This window comes from Lysobacter arenosi, from assembly GCF_016613475.2.
Classification (GTDB): Bacteria; Pseudomonadota; Gammaproteobacteria; order Xanthomonadales; family Xanthomonadaceae; genus Lysobacter_J; species Lysobacter_J arenosi.
In genome coordinates, this window is record NZ_CP071517.1 from 514,669 (window position 1) to 529,757 (window position 15,089).

The following is a 15,089-nucleotide window of genomic DNA, read 5'->3' on the forward strand; positions in this document are numbered from 1 at the left end:
CCCTGATGCGCCGCGTCGACTGGAACCGGATCGACCCGGCCGAGCGTGTGCCGCTGTTGCGGCGTCCCGCGCAGCGGACGTCCGCGGTGACCACGACCGCCGTCGCCGCGATCATCGACGAGGTGCGCGACAACGGCGATGCCGCACTTCGAGCCTTCGCGCTGCGCTTCGACGGCGTCGCGCTGGACGACCTGCGCGTGGGTGCCGACGAACTCCGCGCGGCAGTCGATGGCTTGCCCGCGGCCTTGCGCCAGGCCATCGACGAAGCGGCTGCGCGCATCGCGCTGTTCCACGAGGCGGGCATGAGCAGTGCCTACGCCATCGACACCGCGCCGGGTGTGCGTTGCGAGCGCGTGCTGCGGCCGATCCGTCGCGTCGGCCTGTACGTGCCGGCCGGCTCGGCACCGCTGCCGTCGACCGCATTGATGCTGGGTGTGCCGGCGCACCTCTGGCCGGCTGCCCCGAGGTGGTGCTGTGCACGCCGCCTCGTCGCGACGGCACGGCCGACCCGGCGGTGCTGTATGCAGCGCAACGTTGCGGCATCGACCGCATCTTCAAGGTCGGTGGCGCGCAGGCGATCGCCGCGATGGCCTTCGGAACCGACAGCGTGTCGCGTTGCGACAAGCTCTTCGGCCCCGGCAATGCCTACGTCACGGAGGCCAAGCGCCAGGTCGCGATGAGTCCGGACGGCCCGGCCATCGACATGCCGGCCGGCCCCTCGGAAGTGCTGGTGATCGCCGATGGCGGCGCCAACGCGGCCTTCGTCGCCGCCGACCTGCTGTCGCAGGCCGAGCATGGTCCGGATTCGCAGGTCGTCCTGCTCAGCGACGACGACGCGCTGCTGGACGCGGTCGCCGTTGAACTGGCCCGACAGGTCGAAACGCTGCCGCGTGCCGCCATCGCCCGCGAGGCGCTCGACGCCTCGTGCGCGATCCGGGTTGATTCCATCGAGCAGGCGCTGCAGGTCAGCAACGACTACGCGCCCGAGCACCTGATCCTGGCCGTGCGCGAAGCGCGGCGCTGGCTGCCGCAGGTGCAGGCGGCCGGTTCTGTGTTCCTCGGCGACTGGGCGCCGGAAGCGCTGGGCGATTACTGCAGCGGTACCAACCATGTGTTGCCGACCAGCGGCGCTGCGCGCTTCAGCGGCGGCCTCAATGTCGCCAGCTTCCAGATCGCCATCACCGTGCAGGAAGTGCAGCCGCAGGGCATCGAGGCGATCGGTCCGTGCGCGGTCGAGCTGGCGCGCGCCGAAGGGCTCGACGCCCACCTCCAGGCCGTTGCGTTGCGGCTGCAGGCGGTGGCGGCATGAGCGCGGCCGCCGATGCGGTGACCATCGCCAGCAGCCCGTTGCTGCTGGTGCGCGAGGACCTGCGCGGTTTCGCCGGCTACCAGTCCGCGCGGAGCCAGCGGCTGCAGGGCAGCGTCTGGCTCAACGCCAACGAATCGCCGTGGCGCAACGACGCCGATGGCGAGGGGTCGCTACGCCGATATCCGGATCCGCAGCCGCAGGCACTGCGCGAAGCATTGGCCGGGTTGTATGGCTGCGCTCCCGGGCAACTGCTGGCGGGGCGCGGCAGCGACGAAGGTATCGACCTGCTGGTGCGGGCTGTGTGCCGGCCGGGCGGAGATGCCGTGCTCGTCACCACGCCCACGTTCGGCATGTACGCGGTCAGTGCGCGCCTGCACGGCACGCGAGTGGTCGATGTACCGCTGGTGGAAGATGCGCGCGGCTGGCAGTGTGACTTCGCCGCAGTCGCGACGGCGGTGCGGCGTGACGGCGTCAGGCTCGTATTCCTGTGCTCCCCCGGCAATCCGACCGGGGCCTTGTTGCCACTCGAAGAGATCGCACGACTGGCGCGCGAGCTCGATGGCCAGGCGCTGGTCGTCGTCGACGAAGCCTACCTCGAGTTTGCCGATTCCCCGTCGGCGATCAGCTTGCTGCCGGCGCAGCGCAACGTGGTGGTGCTGAGGACCTTGTCCAAGGCGCATGCACTGGCGGCGGCGCGAATCGGCAGCGTGATCGCCGATGCCGACCTGATCGACGTGCTGCGACGCTGCCAGGCACCGTATCCGTTGCCCGCCGCCTGCACCGCGCAGGCATTGCAGGCATTGGCGCCGCAGGTGCGATCGGTGACCAGCGAGCACGTCGCCACCGTGCGCGGCGAGCGCGAGCAACTGCGCTCGGCATTGGCGGTCCTGCCTGGCGTGCGTCGCGCCTACGACTCGCGCGCCAACTTCGTGCTCGCGCGCTTCGACGATGCCCAGGCGGCGTTCGACGCCCTGCTTGCGGCCGGCGTAGTTGTCCGCGACATGCGATCGGCCCCCGGACTCGGCGACGCGCTGCGCATCAGCCTCGGGACACCCGAACAGAACCGCAAGGTGCTGGCGGTGCTGAAGGAGGTCCTGCGATGAGTGCCACGCCTGCCACTCCTATCCTGTTCGTGGACCGCGACGGCACCCTGATCGAGGAGCCGTCCGACTTCCAGATCGATCGCTTCGACAAGCTCCGATTCGTCGCCGGCGTGATCCCGGCGATGCTGCGCCTGCGCGACGCCGGCTACCAGTTCGTGATGGTCACCAACCAGGATGGACTCGGCAGCGCATCGTTCCCGCGTGCGGACTTCGATGGCCCGCACGGCCTGATGATGCAGGTGTTCGAGAGCCAGGGAATCGCCTTCCGCGATGTGCTGATCGACACCAGCCTGCCGGCCGACAATGCACCCACGCGCAAGCCGGGAATCGGCCTCGCGCTGCCGTTCCTGCAGGATCGCACTATCGACTGGACGCGCTCGGCGATGGTCGGCGACCGCGACACCGACAACGCCTTCGCCCGCAACCTCGGCATCCGCGCGTTCCAGCTGCGCACGGCACAATTCGGCGGCGAGTGGGACTGGAGTGGCATTGCCCATGCCCTGGCCGATGCGCCACGCACCGCGCGCGTCAACCGCACGACCCGCGAAACCCGGATCGAAGTCGGCCTCGACCTCGATCGCAGCGCCGAGCCGGTGGTCACCACCGGGCTGGGCTTCTTCGACCACATGCTCGAGCAGATCGGCAAGCATGGTGGCTTCGCCCTGGAGCTGCGCTGCGAGGGTGACCTGCACATCGACGAGCACCACACCGTCGAGGACAGTGCGCTGGCGCTGGGCCAGGCACTGCGTGAGGCGCTCGGCGACAAGCGCGGCATCGGCCGATACGGCTTCACCCTGCCGATGGACGAAAGCCTGGCCAGCGCCGCGCTGGATTTCTCCGGGCGCCCGTACTTCGTCTTCGACGGCAGCTTCAGCCGCGAGCGCGTCGGTGGCCTGCCGACCGAACTCGTTCCGCACTTCTTCCGCTCCCTGTGCGAGGGCGCCGGGATGAACCTCAACCTGCGTGTGCAGGGCGACAACGACCATCACAAGGTGGAAGCCTGCTTCAAGGCAGTCGCGCGCTCGCTGCGCCAGGCGATCCGCCGCGAAGGCAATGAGCTGCCGAGCACCAAGGGCAGCCTATGACTCAGGTAGTGCTGATCGACTGGGGTGGGGGCAACATCGGCTCGGTGCGTTACGCGCTTGAGAGGTTGGGAGTGAGCGCGGTACTCAGTGCCGATGCCGACACCATCACTGCCGCGCAACGCGTGATCCTGCCCGGGGTTGGCGCGGCGCCGCCGGCGATGGCACGGCTGCGCGAGCTCGGGCTGGTCGAACCGATCCGTCGGCTGCGGCAGCCCCTGCTCGGGATCTGCCTGGGCATGCAGCTGTTGTACGAGTCCTCGGAGGAGGGCGACGTCGAATGCCTCGGCTTGCTGCCCGGCCGCATCGTCCGCATGACATCCGCACCTGGAGTACGCGTGCCGCACATGGGTTGGAACCAGTTGCAGCCGTCGCAGTCGACGGACCTTCTCGATGGCATCGATGCCGGGGCGCGCGCCTACTTCGTGCACGGTTATGCCGCGCCGCTGAGCGCGGACACGCTGGCCAGCAGCGACCACGGCACTGCATTCACGGCGGTTGCCGGCCGCGGCAACTGCTTCGGCGCGCAGTTCCACCCGGAGCGTTCGGCGGCCGTGGGCCAGCGATTGCTGGCGAACTTCCTGGCGATGGAGGCGGCATGAGCGCCGAACCATTGCCGTCACCGGTACCCGCCATGGAATTCGATCTGTACCCTGCGATCGACGTGCGCGAAGGCCACATGGTGCGGCTGCACCAGGGCGACTACGACCGCGAGACCCGCTATGAGGAGCGGCCGCTCGGGATGGCGATGCGCCACGCGCGGCAAGGTGCGCGCTGGCTGCACCTGGTCGACCTGGATGCCGCCCGCCACGGCGGTTACACCTTGCTGCCGCTACTGCGCGTGCTGGCCCGCACCACTTGGCTGCGCGTGCAGACCGGCGGTGGCGTGCGCGGCGAGGATGACGTGGCCAGGATTCTGGAGGCCGGCGCCGACCGCGTGGTGATTGGCTCGCTCGCCGTGCGTGAGCCGGAGAGGGTGCTTGGCTGGGTGGCGCGGTTCGGAGCCGAGCGCATCACCGTGGCCCTCGATGCACGCCAGGACGGTAATGGTGAGTGGCAGTTGCCGGTATCGGGCTGGACCGAAACCAGCTCGGCCAGTCTGCCGGCACTGGTACGACGTTTCGCCGACGGTGGCGTGCGCCACCTGCTGTGCACCGACATCTCCCGTGACGGCACGCTTGGCGGACCCAACCTTGACCTGTACCGGCTGATCGCGCGGCTTGCGCCGGGGCTATACGTGCAGGCATCGGGCGGCATCCGCGACATCGCCGACATCCTCGCCGCGCGGGCCGCCGGATGCAGCGGCGCGGTGCTCGGCAAGGCGCTGATCGAGGGCCGCTTCGCCCTCGACGAGGCGCTGGAGAGGGTGCGCCGATGCTGAGCCGACGCATCGTCCCGTGCCTGGACGTCCGCGACGGCCGCGTCGTCAAGGGCGTGCGCTTCCGCGACCACGTCGACATGGGTGACATCGTCGCGCTGGCGATGCGCTACCGCGACGAGGGCGCGGACGAACTGGTTTTCTACGACATCACCGCCAGCCCGGAAGGGCGCAGCGTCGACCGTGCCTGGGTCGAGCGTGTCGCGCGCGAGATCGACATCCCGTTCTGCGTCGCCGGCGGAATCCGTTCGGTCGAGGATGCACGCACGGTGCTCCATGCCGGTGCCGACAAGGTGTCGATCAATACCCCTGCGCTCGAGCGTCCGCAGCTGATCGGCGAGATCGCCGACGCCTTCGGCCAGCAATGCGTGGTGGTCGGCATCGACAGCCTGCGCGACGAGGATGGACAGTGGCGGGTGCGCCAGTACAGCGGTGACCCGTCGCGCACGCGGGCACTGCCGCAGCGCACGCTCGACTGGGTCGACGAAGCGCAGCAGCGTGGCGCCGGGGAGATCGTGCTCAACTGCATGGGCAGCGACGGCGTGCGCGAGGGTTACGACATCGAGCAGTTGCAGGCGGTGCGCCAGCGCTGCCAGGTGCCGCTGGTGGCCTCGGGCGGCGCCGGCACGTTCGACCATTTCGCCGAGGTGTTCCGCCAGGCCGACGTCGATGCGGCGCTGGCGGCCAGCGTGTTCCATTCCGGCGCGGTTCCCATCCCCGAACTCAAACGGCACCTGCGCGGGCAGGGCATCGAGGTGCGCGATGTCGCTTGAAGCCACCACGCTGGCGCCCCCCTTCGACGAGCTGGCCTGGGACAAGCAGGGCGGCCTGCTGCCGGCGGTCGTGCAGGATGCCGACACGCTGGCTGTGCTGATGGTCGGCTACATGGATCGCGACGCCTTGAAGGCCACCGTCGACAGCGGTCACGTGACCTTCTTCAGCCGCAGCCGACAGCGCCTGTGGACGAAGGGCGAAAGCTCCGGTCATTTCCTTGAACTGGTGTCGGTGGAGGCCGACTGCGACGCCGACACGCTGCTGGTTCTGGCGCGCCCGCTCGGCCCGACCTGTCATCTCGGTCGGACGAGCTGCTTCCCACAGGCGCAGGCGTCGTTCCTGGCCGAACTCGATGCGCTGATCGCCACGCGTGAGCGCGAGCGCCCGGCCGGCAGCTACACCACCTCGTTGTTCGAGGGAGGAATGCACCGAATTGCCCAGAAGGTCGGCGAGGAGGGCGTGGAAACGGCGCTGGCCGCGGTAGCGCAGCCGGACGAGGACCTGATCGGCGAAGCGGCCGACCTGATGTACCACCTGCTGGTGTTGCTGCGCGCGCGGGGCCTCGGGCTGCGCGACGTGGAGGCACTGCTGAAAACGAGACATCGCAGCTGAGCACGGGTGCAGGGCAAGCCGCCGGCGCTTGCGGCAAAATGGTCCCCTCAGCCAAGGCTCCCCGGTACCTACACATGCCGCGATTCCAACTGCTCATTGCCCTGTGCCTGATCTTCAGCTCCGCGGCGCATGCACAGGCGCAACCGGCATCGATCACCGGCACGGTCTACCAGGACAGCAACGGCAACCAGCGACGCGATGCATCCGAGCGTGGGATAGCCGGCATCAAGGTCTCCAATGGCCGCGAGCTGGCCGTCACCGATGCGCAGGGCCGCTACCGGCTGCACGCGCTCGACGGCAGCACGGTGTTCGTGATCAAGCCCGCCGGTTACGCCGCGGCCACCGGCGCGAACGGATTGCCGCTGTTCTGGCATCACGCGGCAACACTTGGACATGGCCCCGCAGGATCGCCGAAACTGCGCTACGGCGGCATCGCCGCCACCGCCGGCGGCGAGCTGGATTTCGCCTTGCGCAAGCAGTCGCGGCTCGGCGGTGACCTGAAGATGCTCGTCTTCGGCGATCCGCAGCCCAAGAGCCTGACCGACGTTGGCTACTACGAACGCGACATCGTCGCTCCGCTGGTCGGGAAGCACGACGTGCGGCTGGGCCTGAGCCTGGGCGACATCGTCAACGACGACCTCAGCCTGTACCCGGCGATGAACCGCGTCACCTCGCAGCTTGGCGTGCCGTGGATGCACGTGCCCGGCAACCACGACCTCGATTTCGATGCCACCCGCGACGAGGACGCGCTGCTGTCGTTCCGCAACGTTTTCGGCCCCGACAGCTACGCCTGGGAAGAACCGCAGGCGAGCTTCATCGTGCTCGACGACGTGGTCTACCTGCCGGGCCAGAACCCCGCGTACGTCGGCGGACTGCGCGAGGATCAGTTCGCGTTCCTGCAGGCCTACCTGGCGACCTTGCCGAAGGATCGGCGCGTGGTGATCTCGGTGCACATCCCGTTCTTCGAGCCGTATCCGGGCGTGGAGAGTTTCCGTCGCGTCGACCGCGATCGCCTGTTCGCGATGCTCAAGGACCACAGCCAGGTGCTGTTGCTGAGCGCGCACACGCACAACCAGCGCCACTACCGCCACGATGCCGCGACTGGCTGGCACGGCGCGCAGCCGCTGCACGAGTACAACGTCGGCGCAACCTGCGGCGCGTTCTGGTCGGGCGTCAAGGATGCGCAGGGCATTCCCGATACGACCATGAGCGACGGCACGCCCAACGGCTATGCCTGGCTGACCTTCAAGCCGGACGGCGATTATTCGCTGCGCTACCAGGTCGCGCGCGCGCCGGCCGACCGCGCGATGGCGCTCTACGCGCCGAAGGTGCTGCGACTGGGCGCATGGGCGGCCAACGGCGTCTACGCAAACGTGTTCATGGGCGACGCCGACAGCCGCGTCGAGTACCGCATCGACGAGGGCGCGTGGAAGCCGATGCGGCGCGTGTCGCAACCGGACCCGACCCTGGTCGCGGAGAATACCGCCGACGACAAGGCCGGGCAGTTGCGAGGCTACGACCGTTCGCCGGAGGCCGTTCCTTCGACCCACCTGTGGCGTGGAGTCCTGCCGACCGATGTCGGCGCCGGCGAGCATCTCATCCAGGTCCGAGTCTTTGATCGCTGGCGTGGCGAGTTGGTCGACCAGACCAGCTACCGCCTCGACCAGGCCAAGGAATAGCGCGATGGTTGCGACCCTGCCCACCGACCTGCCGATCCAGTTGTTCGCCAATCCCGCGGCTTGGGAAAAGTGGCTGCTGGCCCACGGCAACGCACCCGGGCTGTGGCTGAAGATCGCCAAGAAAGACAAGGGCGTGGTCTCGGTGACCTATGCCGAGGCGCTCGATGTGGCGCTGTGCCACGGTTGGATCGACGGCCTCAAGCGCGCCTGCGATGACCAGTATTTCCTGCAGCGCTTCACGCCGCGTCGCCCCAAGAGCCTGTGGTCGAAGATCAACGTCGGCAAGGTCGAGCGGCTGATTGCCGAAGGGCGCATGCAAGCCGGTGGTCTGCGCGAAGTCGAGGCGGCACGCGCCGACGGCCGCTGGCGGGCGGCGTATCACGCGGCCAGCGGCATGGAAGTGCCGCCGGAGCTGGCGGCGGCGCTGGCGAAGAACGCGAAGGCGCGCCGCTTCTTCGAGCAACTCGACGGCACCAACCGCTACGCCTTTTGTTGGCGCGTGCACACGGCGAAGAAGCCGGAAACCCGCAACGCGCGTGCCGCGAAGTTCGTCGAGATGCTCGCAAGGGGCGAGAAGATCCACGCCTAGCGCCAAGTCCACGTCGTCCCGGCGAAAGCCGGGACCCACCTTGCTTTGCCGCTCACGGGCGAATCGAAAGTCGACGTGGATCCCGGCTTACGCCGGGATGACGGTGGAAGGGCAGACGAGCCACGGGCCTGGATCCCGGCTTTCGCCAGGATGGCGGCGCTCAGGCCAGTTCGATCTGGTCGAAGCGTTCGACGCGCCGATGCCCGTGCGCCGCGTCACCCTCGCGAGGCTTCGGGTAATCCTCCAGGCGATCGATCAACACGGTCTGCAGGCCCGCCTCGCGCGCGGCGTCGAGCTCCTCGACCACGTCGGACAGGAACACGATCTCGCCGGCCGGGATGCCGATCGAGTCGACGATGTTACGATAGCTCTGCGCGTCGCGCTTGCCGCCCATCTCGGTGTCGAACCAGCCCGAGAACAGCGCGGTCAGGTCGCCTGCGTCGCTATGGCCGAAGAACAGCCGCTGCGCCGGCACGCTGCCCGAGGAGTACACGAACAGCGGCAGCCCGGCGGCGTGCCAGCCGCGCAGTGCCGGTGCGGCATCGGGGTAGATGTGTGCGGTGAAGTCGACGCTCTTGTAGCCGTCGGCCCAGATCATGCCCTGCAGCGCCTTGAGCGCGGTGTGCTTGCGATCTTCGTCGATCCAGCCCTGCAGCACCTCGACGATCATGGCGTCCTCGCACATGCCACCGTTCTCGGCGGCAACGGCGTCGAGCCATTTGCGAACCGCCGGCTCCTTGCCGCGCGCGGCGACAAAGCGGGGCAGGGCACGGCGGGCATACGGGAACAGCACGTCCTTGACGAAGGAGATGCTGCTGGTGGTGCCTTCGATGTCGGTGAGGATGGCGCGGGTGGTCATCCCGCCTGCCCCTTCTCGTAGCGCGGGAAGCGCTGGGCGATGTCGGTGCCGGTGAAATGGCCGACCCAGCCATCGGGCTCGGTGAAGAAGCGGATCGCGATGAAGCTCGGCTCCGGCCCCATGTCGAACCAGTGCCGGGTGCTGTCGGGCACGGCGATCAGGTCGCCCTGCTCGCACTTGATCTCGTAGACCTGCTCGCCAACATGAAGCGTGAACAGTCCGGACCCGGCGACGAAGAAACGCACCTCGTCTTCCTTGTGGAAGTGCTCGTCCAGGAACTTGGCGCGCATGACCTCGCGCTGCGGGTTGTCCGGGGCGATGCTGACCACGTCGACGGTCTTGAATCCGCGCTCGCTGACGAGCCGATCGATGTCGGCGCGATAGGCCTCCATGATCTTTTCCGGCGCATCGCCCGGGGCGACCGGCGCGCTGGCCTGCCACTGCTCGAAGGCAACGCCGATGCGCTGCAGTTCGCGCGCGATCTCCGCCTGGTCGCTGGTGGCCAGGCTCGGCGTGGTGGTGTCGGTTTCACTGAAAATGCGCAGGCGGCTCATCGCTGCAGTCTCCTGATTTCAAGCTCGCAGCCGAGCAGGAATTCGAATGCTTCCAGGTGGCGTCGGGCTTCCGGCATGTCCTTGCCCCAGGCGTACAGCCCGTGGCCGTCGATCAGGTAGCCCCACATCGCCTTGCGGTCGAGCAGGCAGTCGACCTGCGCGGCCAGCGTGTGCATGTCCTGGCTGTTGGGCAGCACCGGCAGCTCGACGCTCATCTCGTGAGTGGTGTTGCCGCTGAAGGCTTTCAAGAGCTCGTAGCCCTCCAGGTGCACGTGGCCCTGGCCGGAGTACAGGCGCGACGCCACGGTCTGCACCTTGGAGTGTGTGTGCAGGACGCAGCCGATCTCGGGGAAGCGCTTGTACAGCTGGGTGTGCAGCAGGGTTTCGGCCGAGGACTTGTTGCTGGTCGCGACCGGATTGCCGTCGAGGTCGACGACCATGATGTCGGCCTCGGTCAGGCGGCCCTTGTCGCGTCCGGAGACGGTGATGGCGATGTGCTGGTCGTCCATGCGGCGCGAGAAGTTGCTGCTGGTCGCCGGCGTCCAGCCCAGCTCCGACAGCTCGCGCACGTTGACGATGATCTCCCCGGCGCAATGCGCCAGGCGCTGGGGGTCGTAGGGCAGTGGGGTGCTCATGGCGCAAAGTGTAGCGAACCCGGGAGCTTTGCCGCGATTCCATCGGCACGAACACGGCGACGGGCGGACGTCCGGTCCGGGGCCACGGGCGCATACTGGCAAGCGCAGGAGGTGGCCCCATGAATGCTCACGATCCCTCACGCCGTGGATTCCTCGGCCGCGTCGCGACTTTCCTCCTGGCTGGCCTGGCCACCCAGGCCGCGCTCGCGCAGGCCGCAAAGCCCGCCACGAAGCCCGCCACGAAGCCCGCCGCGCTGCCACCGCTCCCACTCGACAACCCGCAGGCCAAGGCCCTGGCCTACACCGAGAACGCGGCGACTGTGAAGCATCCGTTATTCAAGCCGGGCAGCGACTGCGCGAACTGCAACTTCTACAAAGGGGCGCCCGGGCAGGCCCATGGCCCGTGCCTGATGTTCCCGCAGCACAGCGTCGCCGCAAAAGGGTGGTGCTCGGCGTGGGCGAAGAAAGTCTGAACGCCATTTCAGAAATTTCTCATGGAGCCTTGGGGCCGTTGCGGCTCCACTGCCGGCTCCAGTCGTCCGGTGAGGAACGGGCCGCGGCGCCCGATCGTGGCACCTCGATCGCGTCGTTCAACCTGAAGGCGTGACATTCGTCCGTCGACTGCCTGGCCAGTCACGCACGGACTGACCATCGGCCTGGACCCCCTGGAGCAACGCTCCGTGACCAGAGGTCCACATGCAAACCACAAGAACCTTTTCCGGGCTCGCTGGCTGCCTGCTCGTTCTGCTTGCCCTGTTGCTGCTGGCCGGTTGCGAGCGGCGCAGCGTCGATATCGGCCAGGCACCGGAACCCGGCGCGGAATCGGCGTCACCGGCCCCCGGCATCTCACGAACGGGCGGCGAATGGGTCGTCATCACCACCGGCGCGGGCAGGAGCGGCGAGAAGGTTGCCAGCTCGTGGTACCTGCTGCGGTTCCGCGCCGACAGCACGGTAAAACTGCTTTGGGTCATGCCCGGGCACTTTGCCCGCGAACGAGTTGCCTACTCGCAGGTCGGCGACGTCATCACGCTGCGTGGCGCGGTTGATGCGCCGCAGGTCAACGGCGTGGCATTCACGCTCGGTGCCGACCAGCGCATGGTTGCCAGCATTCCCGGTGCGGGCGGTGGCGACAACCTGTCCTTCACCCACCGCAGCATCGGCTGGCCCTATGTCCACTGGTTGCTGGTCTTCGCCGGACTCACTGCCGCCTTCATGATGTGGCGCCAATGGAAGTGGTTCACGCCGATCGTGTGCGGGCTGGGCATAGTGGTGATGAGCTTCTATTGGATCAACGAATCCGGCGTCACGTCCGCGTTCCGCTGGGTCAAGCTCTACACGCTGGTGGTCTCGATCTGGTTCATCTGGTTCCTGCGCTACACGCCGTTGCACAAGTACAGGTGGATGCGCTTCCTGGTGGCCGCGATCCTGGCGGTGAACATCCTGGAGGCGGTCGAAGTCGACTTCAAATCCGGTTACATGCCCAACCTGCTCAACGGTGTGGCCGGCATCCTCAACATCCTGGCGATCACGCGCTGGAACGCCATCGGACCCAACCGCACCGACGTCCGCGACCTGGTCTGGCCCGGCCAGGTCGTGCTGTGGATCATCGCGTATGACATCTGGAACGTGACGTTCTCGTACCTCAACTTCAACGAGTACACCTCCAGCAGCATCGCGCTGAACCTGGTGCCGACGCTGATCGCGCTGTGGATTCCCGGAGTCTGGGTCGCCGCGCGTGGCACGACGCTGGGCTTCTTCTACCTGTACCTGTTCACCTTCAGCGTGTTCGTGATGGAAAAGGGCTTCGTGCCGATTCCGATCAACGAGACCTGGGCGCTGCTCGTGGCCAGCGCGAGCTTCGGCATCAACCTGGTGCTGTGCGCACTGGTGTGGAACTGGAAGTTGTTCCAGCGCGGGCCGGCGTGGCTCAGCTTCGGTCAATACCGCCACGCCGAACGCATCGACACCGTGTACGACTCGATCCACGTCGGCCTGGACAAGATCCCGGCGATGGCGGACTACCCGCCCGCCAAGGCGCAGCCAGACGAAGCGAACGTGTCCGCGTCCGCCGTCAGGTAGTCATCGTGGAGCAACCAGGTCTGGCCGCCGGTCTGCGGCCAGACTTCAAACTGTGCGGTGCGGCGATCAGCGCCGCGGTTGGTTGCCGCCCATCATCGAGCCTGCGAGCCCGATCAGATCGGAGAAGTCGGTATCGCCATCGCCGTCGCGGTCGAGGACGGCGCCGAGCAGTCCGCCGCCGATTCCGCCCTGCTGGGTGATCGTCTGCTGTTCCTGGCCCAGGGCCTGCTCCAGCGATTGCGGGGATGCCGGCAGCTGGCTCGCCAGCGTGTTGCCGCCGCTGGAGAACACCTGCTTGGCGAGATAGGCCATCACGATCGGGGCGAGCACCTGCAGCAGCGAGCCGGCCTGGTTGCTGCCCAGCCCGGTCGCGGCGCCTAGTCCCTGCGCAGCGCCTTGCTGGCGGGCGCCGAAGATATGGCCGAGGATCTGGCCACCTGCGCCGCCGCCGCCGCCGCCGCCGCCCATCACCGAACCGAGCACGCTGCCGATATCGAGGCTGGCGTGATCGCGTTCCAGCGCGCCATACAGCGCCTGTGCACCTTGCGGCTGCGCGGCATTGCGGCCGAGCGCACCCAGCAACAGCGGCAGGGCCGCGGATACGGCTCCGCTGGCCTGCGACGGTGAGAGTCCGAGTTGTTGTCCGATCTGCGCCAGCGGCTGTCCTTGCAGCTGGTTGAGAAGATCATCGGTCAACGAAGTGGTCATTGCAGTCAGTCCTTTGGGTGGGGACTGTGATGCTAGCGTTTTACTGTTCAGTGGCCGTGATGAATTGTTCTCGGTACCTCAGTGAACGCGACAACCTCCCGCATCCCCGCCTGCGCGGGGATGACATGGGATGGCGGGGATGGCGCGCGATTCTCAGCCCGCTTCCATCGGTTCGTTGCTGCGCTGCGAGGCAACCGCCGCTTCCAGTCCCAGCGCTTTCGCCACGCCGGCGCCGTAAGCCGGGTCGGCCTTCGTGCAGTTGCCGATGTGGCGCAGCTTGATGAACTCCGGTGCATCGCCCATGGCGCGCGCGGTGTTCTCGAACAACACCTGCTGCTGCTCGCGCGACATCAGGCGGAACAGGTCGCCGGGCTGCTTGTAGTAGTCGGCATCGTCCTCGCGGAAATTCCAGAAGTCGGCGTTGCCATTGATCTTCAGCGGCGGTTCGCGATATTCGGGCTGCTCCTGCCACTGCTGGTAGCTGTTGGGCTCGTAGTGCAGCGTGCCGCCGTAGTTGCCGTCCACGCGCATCGCGCCGTCGCGGTGGTTGCTGTGCACCGGGCAACGAGCGGCATTGACCGGTATCTGATGGTGGTTGACGCCAAGGCGATAGCGCTGTGCATCGGAGTAGGCGAACAGGCGCGCCTGCAGCATCTTGTCGGGCGAAACGCTGATGCCGGGCACCAGGTTGTTCGGAGCGAACGCGCTCTGCTCGACGTCGGCGAAGAAGTTCTCCGGATTGCGATTGAGCTCCATCACGCCCACTTCGATCAGCGGGTAATCCTTCTTCGGCCAGACCTTGGTCAGGTCGAAGGGGTGGTACGGGACCTTCTCCGCATCGGATTCGGGCATGACCTGGATGTACATCGTCCATTTCGGGAATTCGCCGCGCTCGATCGCATCGAAGAGATCGCGCTGGTGGCTCTCGCGATCGCTGCCGACGAGTTGCGCGGCTTCGGCGTCGGTCAGGTTCTTGATGCCCTGCTGGGTCTTGATGTGGAACTTGACCCAGTAGCGTTCGTTGGCGGCATTGATGAAGCTGTAGGTGTGCGAGCCGAAGCCGTGCATGTGACGGTAGCTGGCCGGGATGCCGCGGTCGCTCATGACGATGGTGACCTGGTGCAGTGCTTCGGGCAGGCTGGTCCAGAAATCCCAGTTGTTGCGCGCACTGCGCAGGTTGGTCTTCGGGTCGCGCTTGACCGCCTTGTTGAGGTCGGGGAACTTGCGCGGGTCGCGCAGGAAGAACACCGGCGTGTTGTTGCCGACCAGGTCCCAGTTGCCTTCCTCGGTGTAGAACTTCAGGGCGAAGCCGCGGATGTCGCGCTCGGCGTCGGCGGCGCCACGTTCGCCGGCGACGGTGGTGAAGCGGGCGAACATTTCGGTCTTCTTGCCCACGGCGCTGAAGATCTTCGCGCGCGTGTACTTGCTGATGTCGTTGGTGACGGTAAAGGTGCCGAAGGCGCCGGAGCCCTTGGCGTGCATGCGCCGCTCCGGGATGATCTCGCGATTGAGGTTGGCGAGCTTCTCGATCAACCATACGTCCTGCATCAGCACCGGGCCGCGCGGGCCGGCGGTCATGCTGTTCTGGTTGTCGACTACCGGTGCGCCAAAGGCGGTGGTCAGCGGGGTCTTCTCGGGCTTGTCGGTTGGCTTGGTCATGGCGCGTTCCTTCGTGGCTGTGTGGCTACAAGGTAGGCAGGACTAACGATCAATGAAAATCGTTTCTGG

The 15,089-nt window shown here is 67.3% G+C and carries 15 protein-coding genes and 1 pseudogene; 11 read left to right on the top strand and 5 right to left on the bottom strand.

Going from position 1 to position 15,089, the window contains the following annotated elements:
- Nucleotides 1-5: 5 nt before the first annotated feature.
- The 9 genes and pseudogenes from hisD to HIV01_RS02610 all read left to right on the top strand — a co-directional run bounded on the left by hisD (nucleotide 6) and on the right by HIV01_RS02610 (nucleotide 8,526).
- Nucleotides 6-1,309 (top strand): annotated as a pseudogene (gene hisD / locus HIV01_RS02570) (histidinol dehydrogenase).
- Entirely contained in the window at nucleotides 1,306-2,412 is a 1,107-nt protein-coding gene (hisC, locus tag HIV01_RS02575; RefSeq protein ID WP_200604739.1) for a histidinol-phosphate transaminase, read from the top strand. The pseudogene hisD and the gene hisC overlap by 4 nt, the downstream one beginning before the upstream one ends.
- Complete coding sequence (hisB, locus tag HIV01_RS02580; RefSeq protein ID WP_200604741.1) at nucleotides 2,409-3,497, top strand: bifunctional histidinol-phosphatase/imidazoleglycerol-phosphate dehydratase HisB; 1,089 nt, start codon at nucleotides 2,409-2,411, stop codon at nucleotides 3,495-3,497. The genes hisC and hisB overlap by 4 nt, the downstream gene beginning before the upstream one ends.
- Complete coding sequence (gene hisH / locus HIV01_RS02585; protein WP_200604749.1) at nucleotides 3,494-4,096, top strand: imidazole glycerol phosphate synthase subunit HisH; 603 nt, start codon at nucleotides 3,494-3,496, stop codon at nucleotides 4,094-4,096. The genes hisB and hisH overlap by 4 nt, the downstream gene beginning before the upstream one ends.
- A 32-nt stretch (nucleotides 4,097-4,128) precedes the next feature.
- On the top strand, nucleotides 4,129-4,875 hold the full coding sequence (hisA, locus tag HIV01_RS02590; protein WP_200606319.1) for a 1-(5-phosphoribosyl)-5-[(5-phosphoribosylamino)methylideneamino]imidazole-4-carboxamide isomerase: 747 nt from the start codon (nucleotides 4,129-4,131) through the stop codon (nucleotides 4,873-4,875).
- Complete coding sequence (gene hisF / locus HIV01_RS02595) at nucleotides 4,869-5,645, top strand: imidazole glycerol phosphate synthase subunit HisF (protein WP_200604751.1); 777 nt, start codon at nucleotides 4,869-4,871, stop codon at nucleotides 5,643-5,645. The genes hisA and hisF overlap by 7 nt, the downstream gene beginning before the upstream one ends.
- Nucleotides 5,635-6,258 carry a bifunctional phosphoribosyl-AMP cyclohydrolase/phosphoribosyl-ATP diphosphatase HisIE gene (hisIE, locus tag HIV01_RS02600; RefSeq protein ID WP_200604760.1) on the top strand — a complete coding sequence of 208 codons (624 nt, stop codon included), beginning with the start codon at nucleotides 5,635-5,637 and terminating at the stop codon, nucleotides 6,256-6,258. The genes hisF and hisIE overlap by 11 nt, the downstream gene beginning before the upstream one ends.
- A gap of 74 nt (nucleotides 6,259-6,332) precedes the next feature.
- The gene (locus HIV01_RS02605) at nucleotides 6,333-7,937 is read left to right on the top strand and encodes a calcineurin-like phosphoesterase C-terminal domain-containing protein (RefSeq protein ID WP_200604762.1); all 1,605 of its coding nucleotides are present in this window, start codon (nucleotides 6,333-6,335) and stop codon (nucleotides 7,935-7,937) included.
- A gap of 4 nt (nucleotides 7,938-7,941) precedes the next feature.
- Entirely contained in the window at nucleotides 7,942-8,526 is a 585-nt protein-coding gene (locus tag HIV01_RS02610; RefSeq protein WP_200604777.1) for a YdeI/OmpD-associated family protein, read from the top strand.
- A 160-nt stretch (nucleotides 8,527-8,686) separates the two neighbouring features.
- On the opposite strand, the gene mtnC is transcribed toward HIV01_RS02610, so the two are convergent.
- From mtnC to HIV01_RS02625, 3 genes are read right to left on the bottom strand one after another with little or no spacing between them, the layout of a single operon-like run.
- On the bottom strand, nucleotides 8,687-9,385 hold the full coding sequence (gene mtnC / locus HIV01_RS02615; RefSeq protein ID WP_200604779.1) for an acireductone synthase: 699 nt from the start codon (nucleotides 9,383-9,385) through the stop codon (nucleotides 8,687-8,689).
- Complete coding sequence (locus HIV01_RS02620; RefSeq protein WP_200604781.1) at nucleotides 9,382-9,939, bottom strand: 1,2-dihydroxy-3-keto-5-methylthiopentene dioxygenase; 558 nt, start codon at nucleotides 9,937-9,939, stop codon at nucleotides 9,382-9,384. Before HIV01_RS02620 ends, mtnC begins: the two co-directional genes overlap by 4 nt.
- Nucleotides 9,936-10,574, bottom strand: a complete 639-nt coding sequence (locus tag HIV01_RS02625; RefSeq protein ID WP_200604783.1) for a methylthioribulose 1-phosphate dehydratase — start codon at nucleotides 10,572-10,574, stop codon at nucleotides 9,936-9,938. The genes HIV01_RS02620 and HIV01_RS02625 overlap by 4 nt, the downstream gene beginning before the upstream one ends.
- Before the next feature lie 119 nt (nucleotides 10,575-10,693).
- Here HIV01_RS02625 and HIV01_RS02630 point away from each other — a divergent pair, with 119 nt between their 5' ends.
- Both HIV01_RS02630 and HIV01_RS02635 read left to right on the top strand, forming a co-directional pair.
- A complete protein-coding gene (locus HIV01_RS02630) occupies nucleotides 10,694-11,047 on the top strand; it encodes a high-potential iron-sulfur protein (protein WP_200604785.1) in 354 nt (117 codons plus the stop codon).
- Nucleotides 11,048-11,270: 223 nt separating this feature from the next.
- Complete coding sequence (locus HIV01_RS02635) at nucleotides 11,271-12,653, top strand: DUF5692 family protein (protein WP_200604787.1); 1,383 nt, start codon at nucleotides 11,271-11,273, stop codon at nucleotides 12,651-12,653.
- Nucleotides 12,654-12,719: 66 nt separating this feature from the next.
- On the opposite strand, the gene HIV01_RS02640 is transcribed toward HIV01_RS02635, so the two are convergent.
- The gene (locus HIV01_RS02640; RefSeq protein WP_200604789.1) at nucleotides 12,720-13,361 is read right to left on the bottom strand and encodes a DUF937 domain-containing protein; all 642 of its coding nucleotides are present in this window, start codon (nucleotides 13,359-13,361) and stop codon (nucleotides 12,720-12,722) included.
- Between the two features lie 153 nt (nucleotides 13,362-13,514).
- Nucleotides 13,515-15,020, bottom strand: a complete 1,506-nt coding sequence (locus tag HIV01_RS02645) for a catalase (RefSeq protein WP_200604791.1) — start codon at nucleotides 15,018-15,020, stop codon at nucleotides 13,515-13,517.
- Nucleotides 15,021-15,089: the final 69 nt, after the last annotated feature.

What these genes read in the sequence shown, in the direction of transcription:
- HIV01_RS02610 (WP_200604777.1), top strand. Translation starts at nt 7,942, where the DNA reads ATGGTTGCGACCCTGCCCACCGACCTGCCGATCCAGTTGTTCGCCAAT.
- hisA (WP_200606319.1), top strand. Translation starts at nt 4,129, where the DNA reads ATGGAATTCGATCTGTACCCTGCGATCGACGTGCGCGAAGGCCACATG.
- HIV01_RS02640 (WP_200604789.1), bottom strand. Translation starts at nt 13,361, where the DNA reads ATGACCACTTCGTTGACCGATGATCTTCTCAACCAGCTGCAAGGACAG.
- hisH (WP_200604749.1), top strand. Translation starts at nt 3,494, where the DNA reads ATGACTCAGGTAGTGCTGATCGACTGGGGTGGGGGCAACATCGGCTCG.
- HIV01_RS02630 (WP_200604785.1), top strand. Translation starts at nt 10,694, where the DNA reads ATGAATGCTCACGATCCCTCACGCCGTGGATTCCTCGGCCGCGTCGCG.
- hisB (WP_200604741.1), top strand. Translation starts at nt 2,409, where the DNA reads ATGAGTGCCACGCCTGCCACTCCTATCCTGTTCGTGGACCGCGACGGC.
- HIV01_RS02605 (WP_200604762.1), top strand. Translation starts at nt 6,333, where the DNA reads ATGCCGCGATTCCAACTGCTCATTGCCCTGTGCCTGATCTTCAGCTCC.
- HIV01_RS02625 (WP_200604783.1), bottom strand. Translation starts at nt 10,574, where the DNA reads ATGAGCACCCCACTGCCCTACGACCCCCAGCGCCTGGCGCATTGCGCC.
- hisIE (WP_200604760.1), top strand. Translation starts at nt 5,635, where the DNA reads ATGTCGCTTGAAGCCACCACGCTGGCGCCCCCCTTCGACGAGCTGGCC.
- HIV01_RS02645 (WP_200604791.1), bottom strand. Translation starts at nt 15,020, where the DNA reads ATGACCAAGCCAACCGACAAGCCCGAGAAGACCCCGCTGACCACCGCC.
- HIV01_RS02620 (WP_200604781.1), bottom strand. Translation starts at nt 9,939, where the DNA reads ATGAGCCGCCTGCGCATTTTCAGTGAAACCGACACCACCACGCCGAGC.
- mtnC (WP_200604779.1), bottom strand. Translation starts at nt 9,385, where the DNA reads ATGACCACCCGCGCCATCCTCACCGACATCGAAGGCACCACCAGCAGC.
- HIV01_RS02635 (WP_200604787.1), top strand. Translation starts at nt 11,271, where the DNA reads ATGCAAACCACAAGAACCTTTTCCGGGCTCGCTGGCTGCCTGCTCGTT.
- hisF (WP_200604751.1), top strand. Translation starts at nt 4,869, where the DNA reads ATGCTGAGCCGACGCATCGTCCCGTGCCTGGACGTCCGCGACGGCCGC.
- hisC (WP_200604739.1), top strand. Translation starts at nt 1,306, where the DNA reads ATGAGCGCGGCCGCCGATGCGGTGACCATCGCCAGCAGCCCGTTGCTG.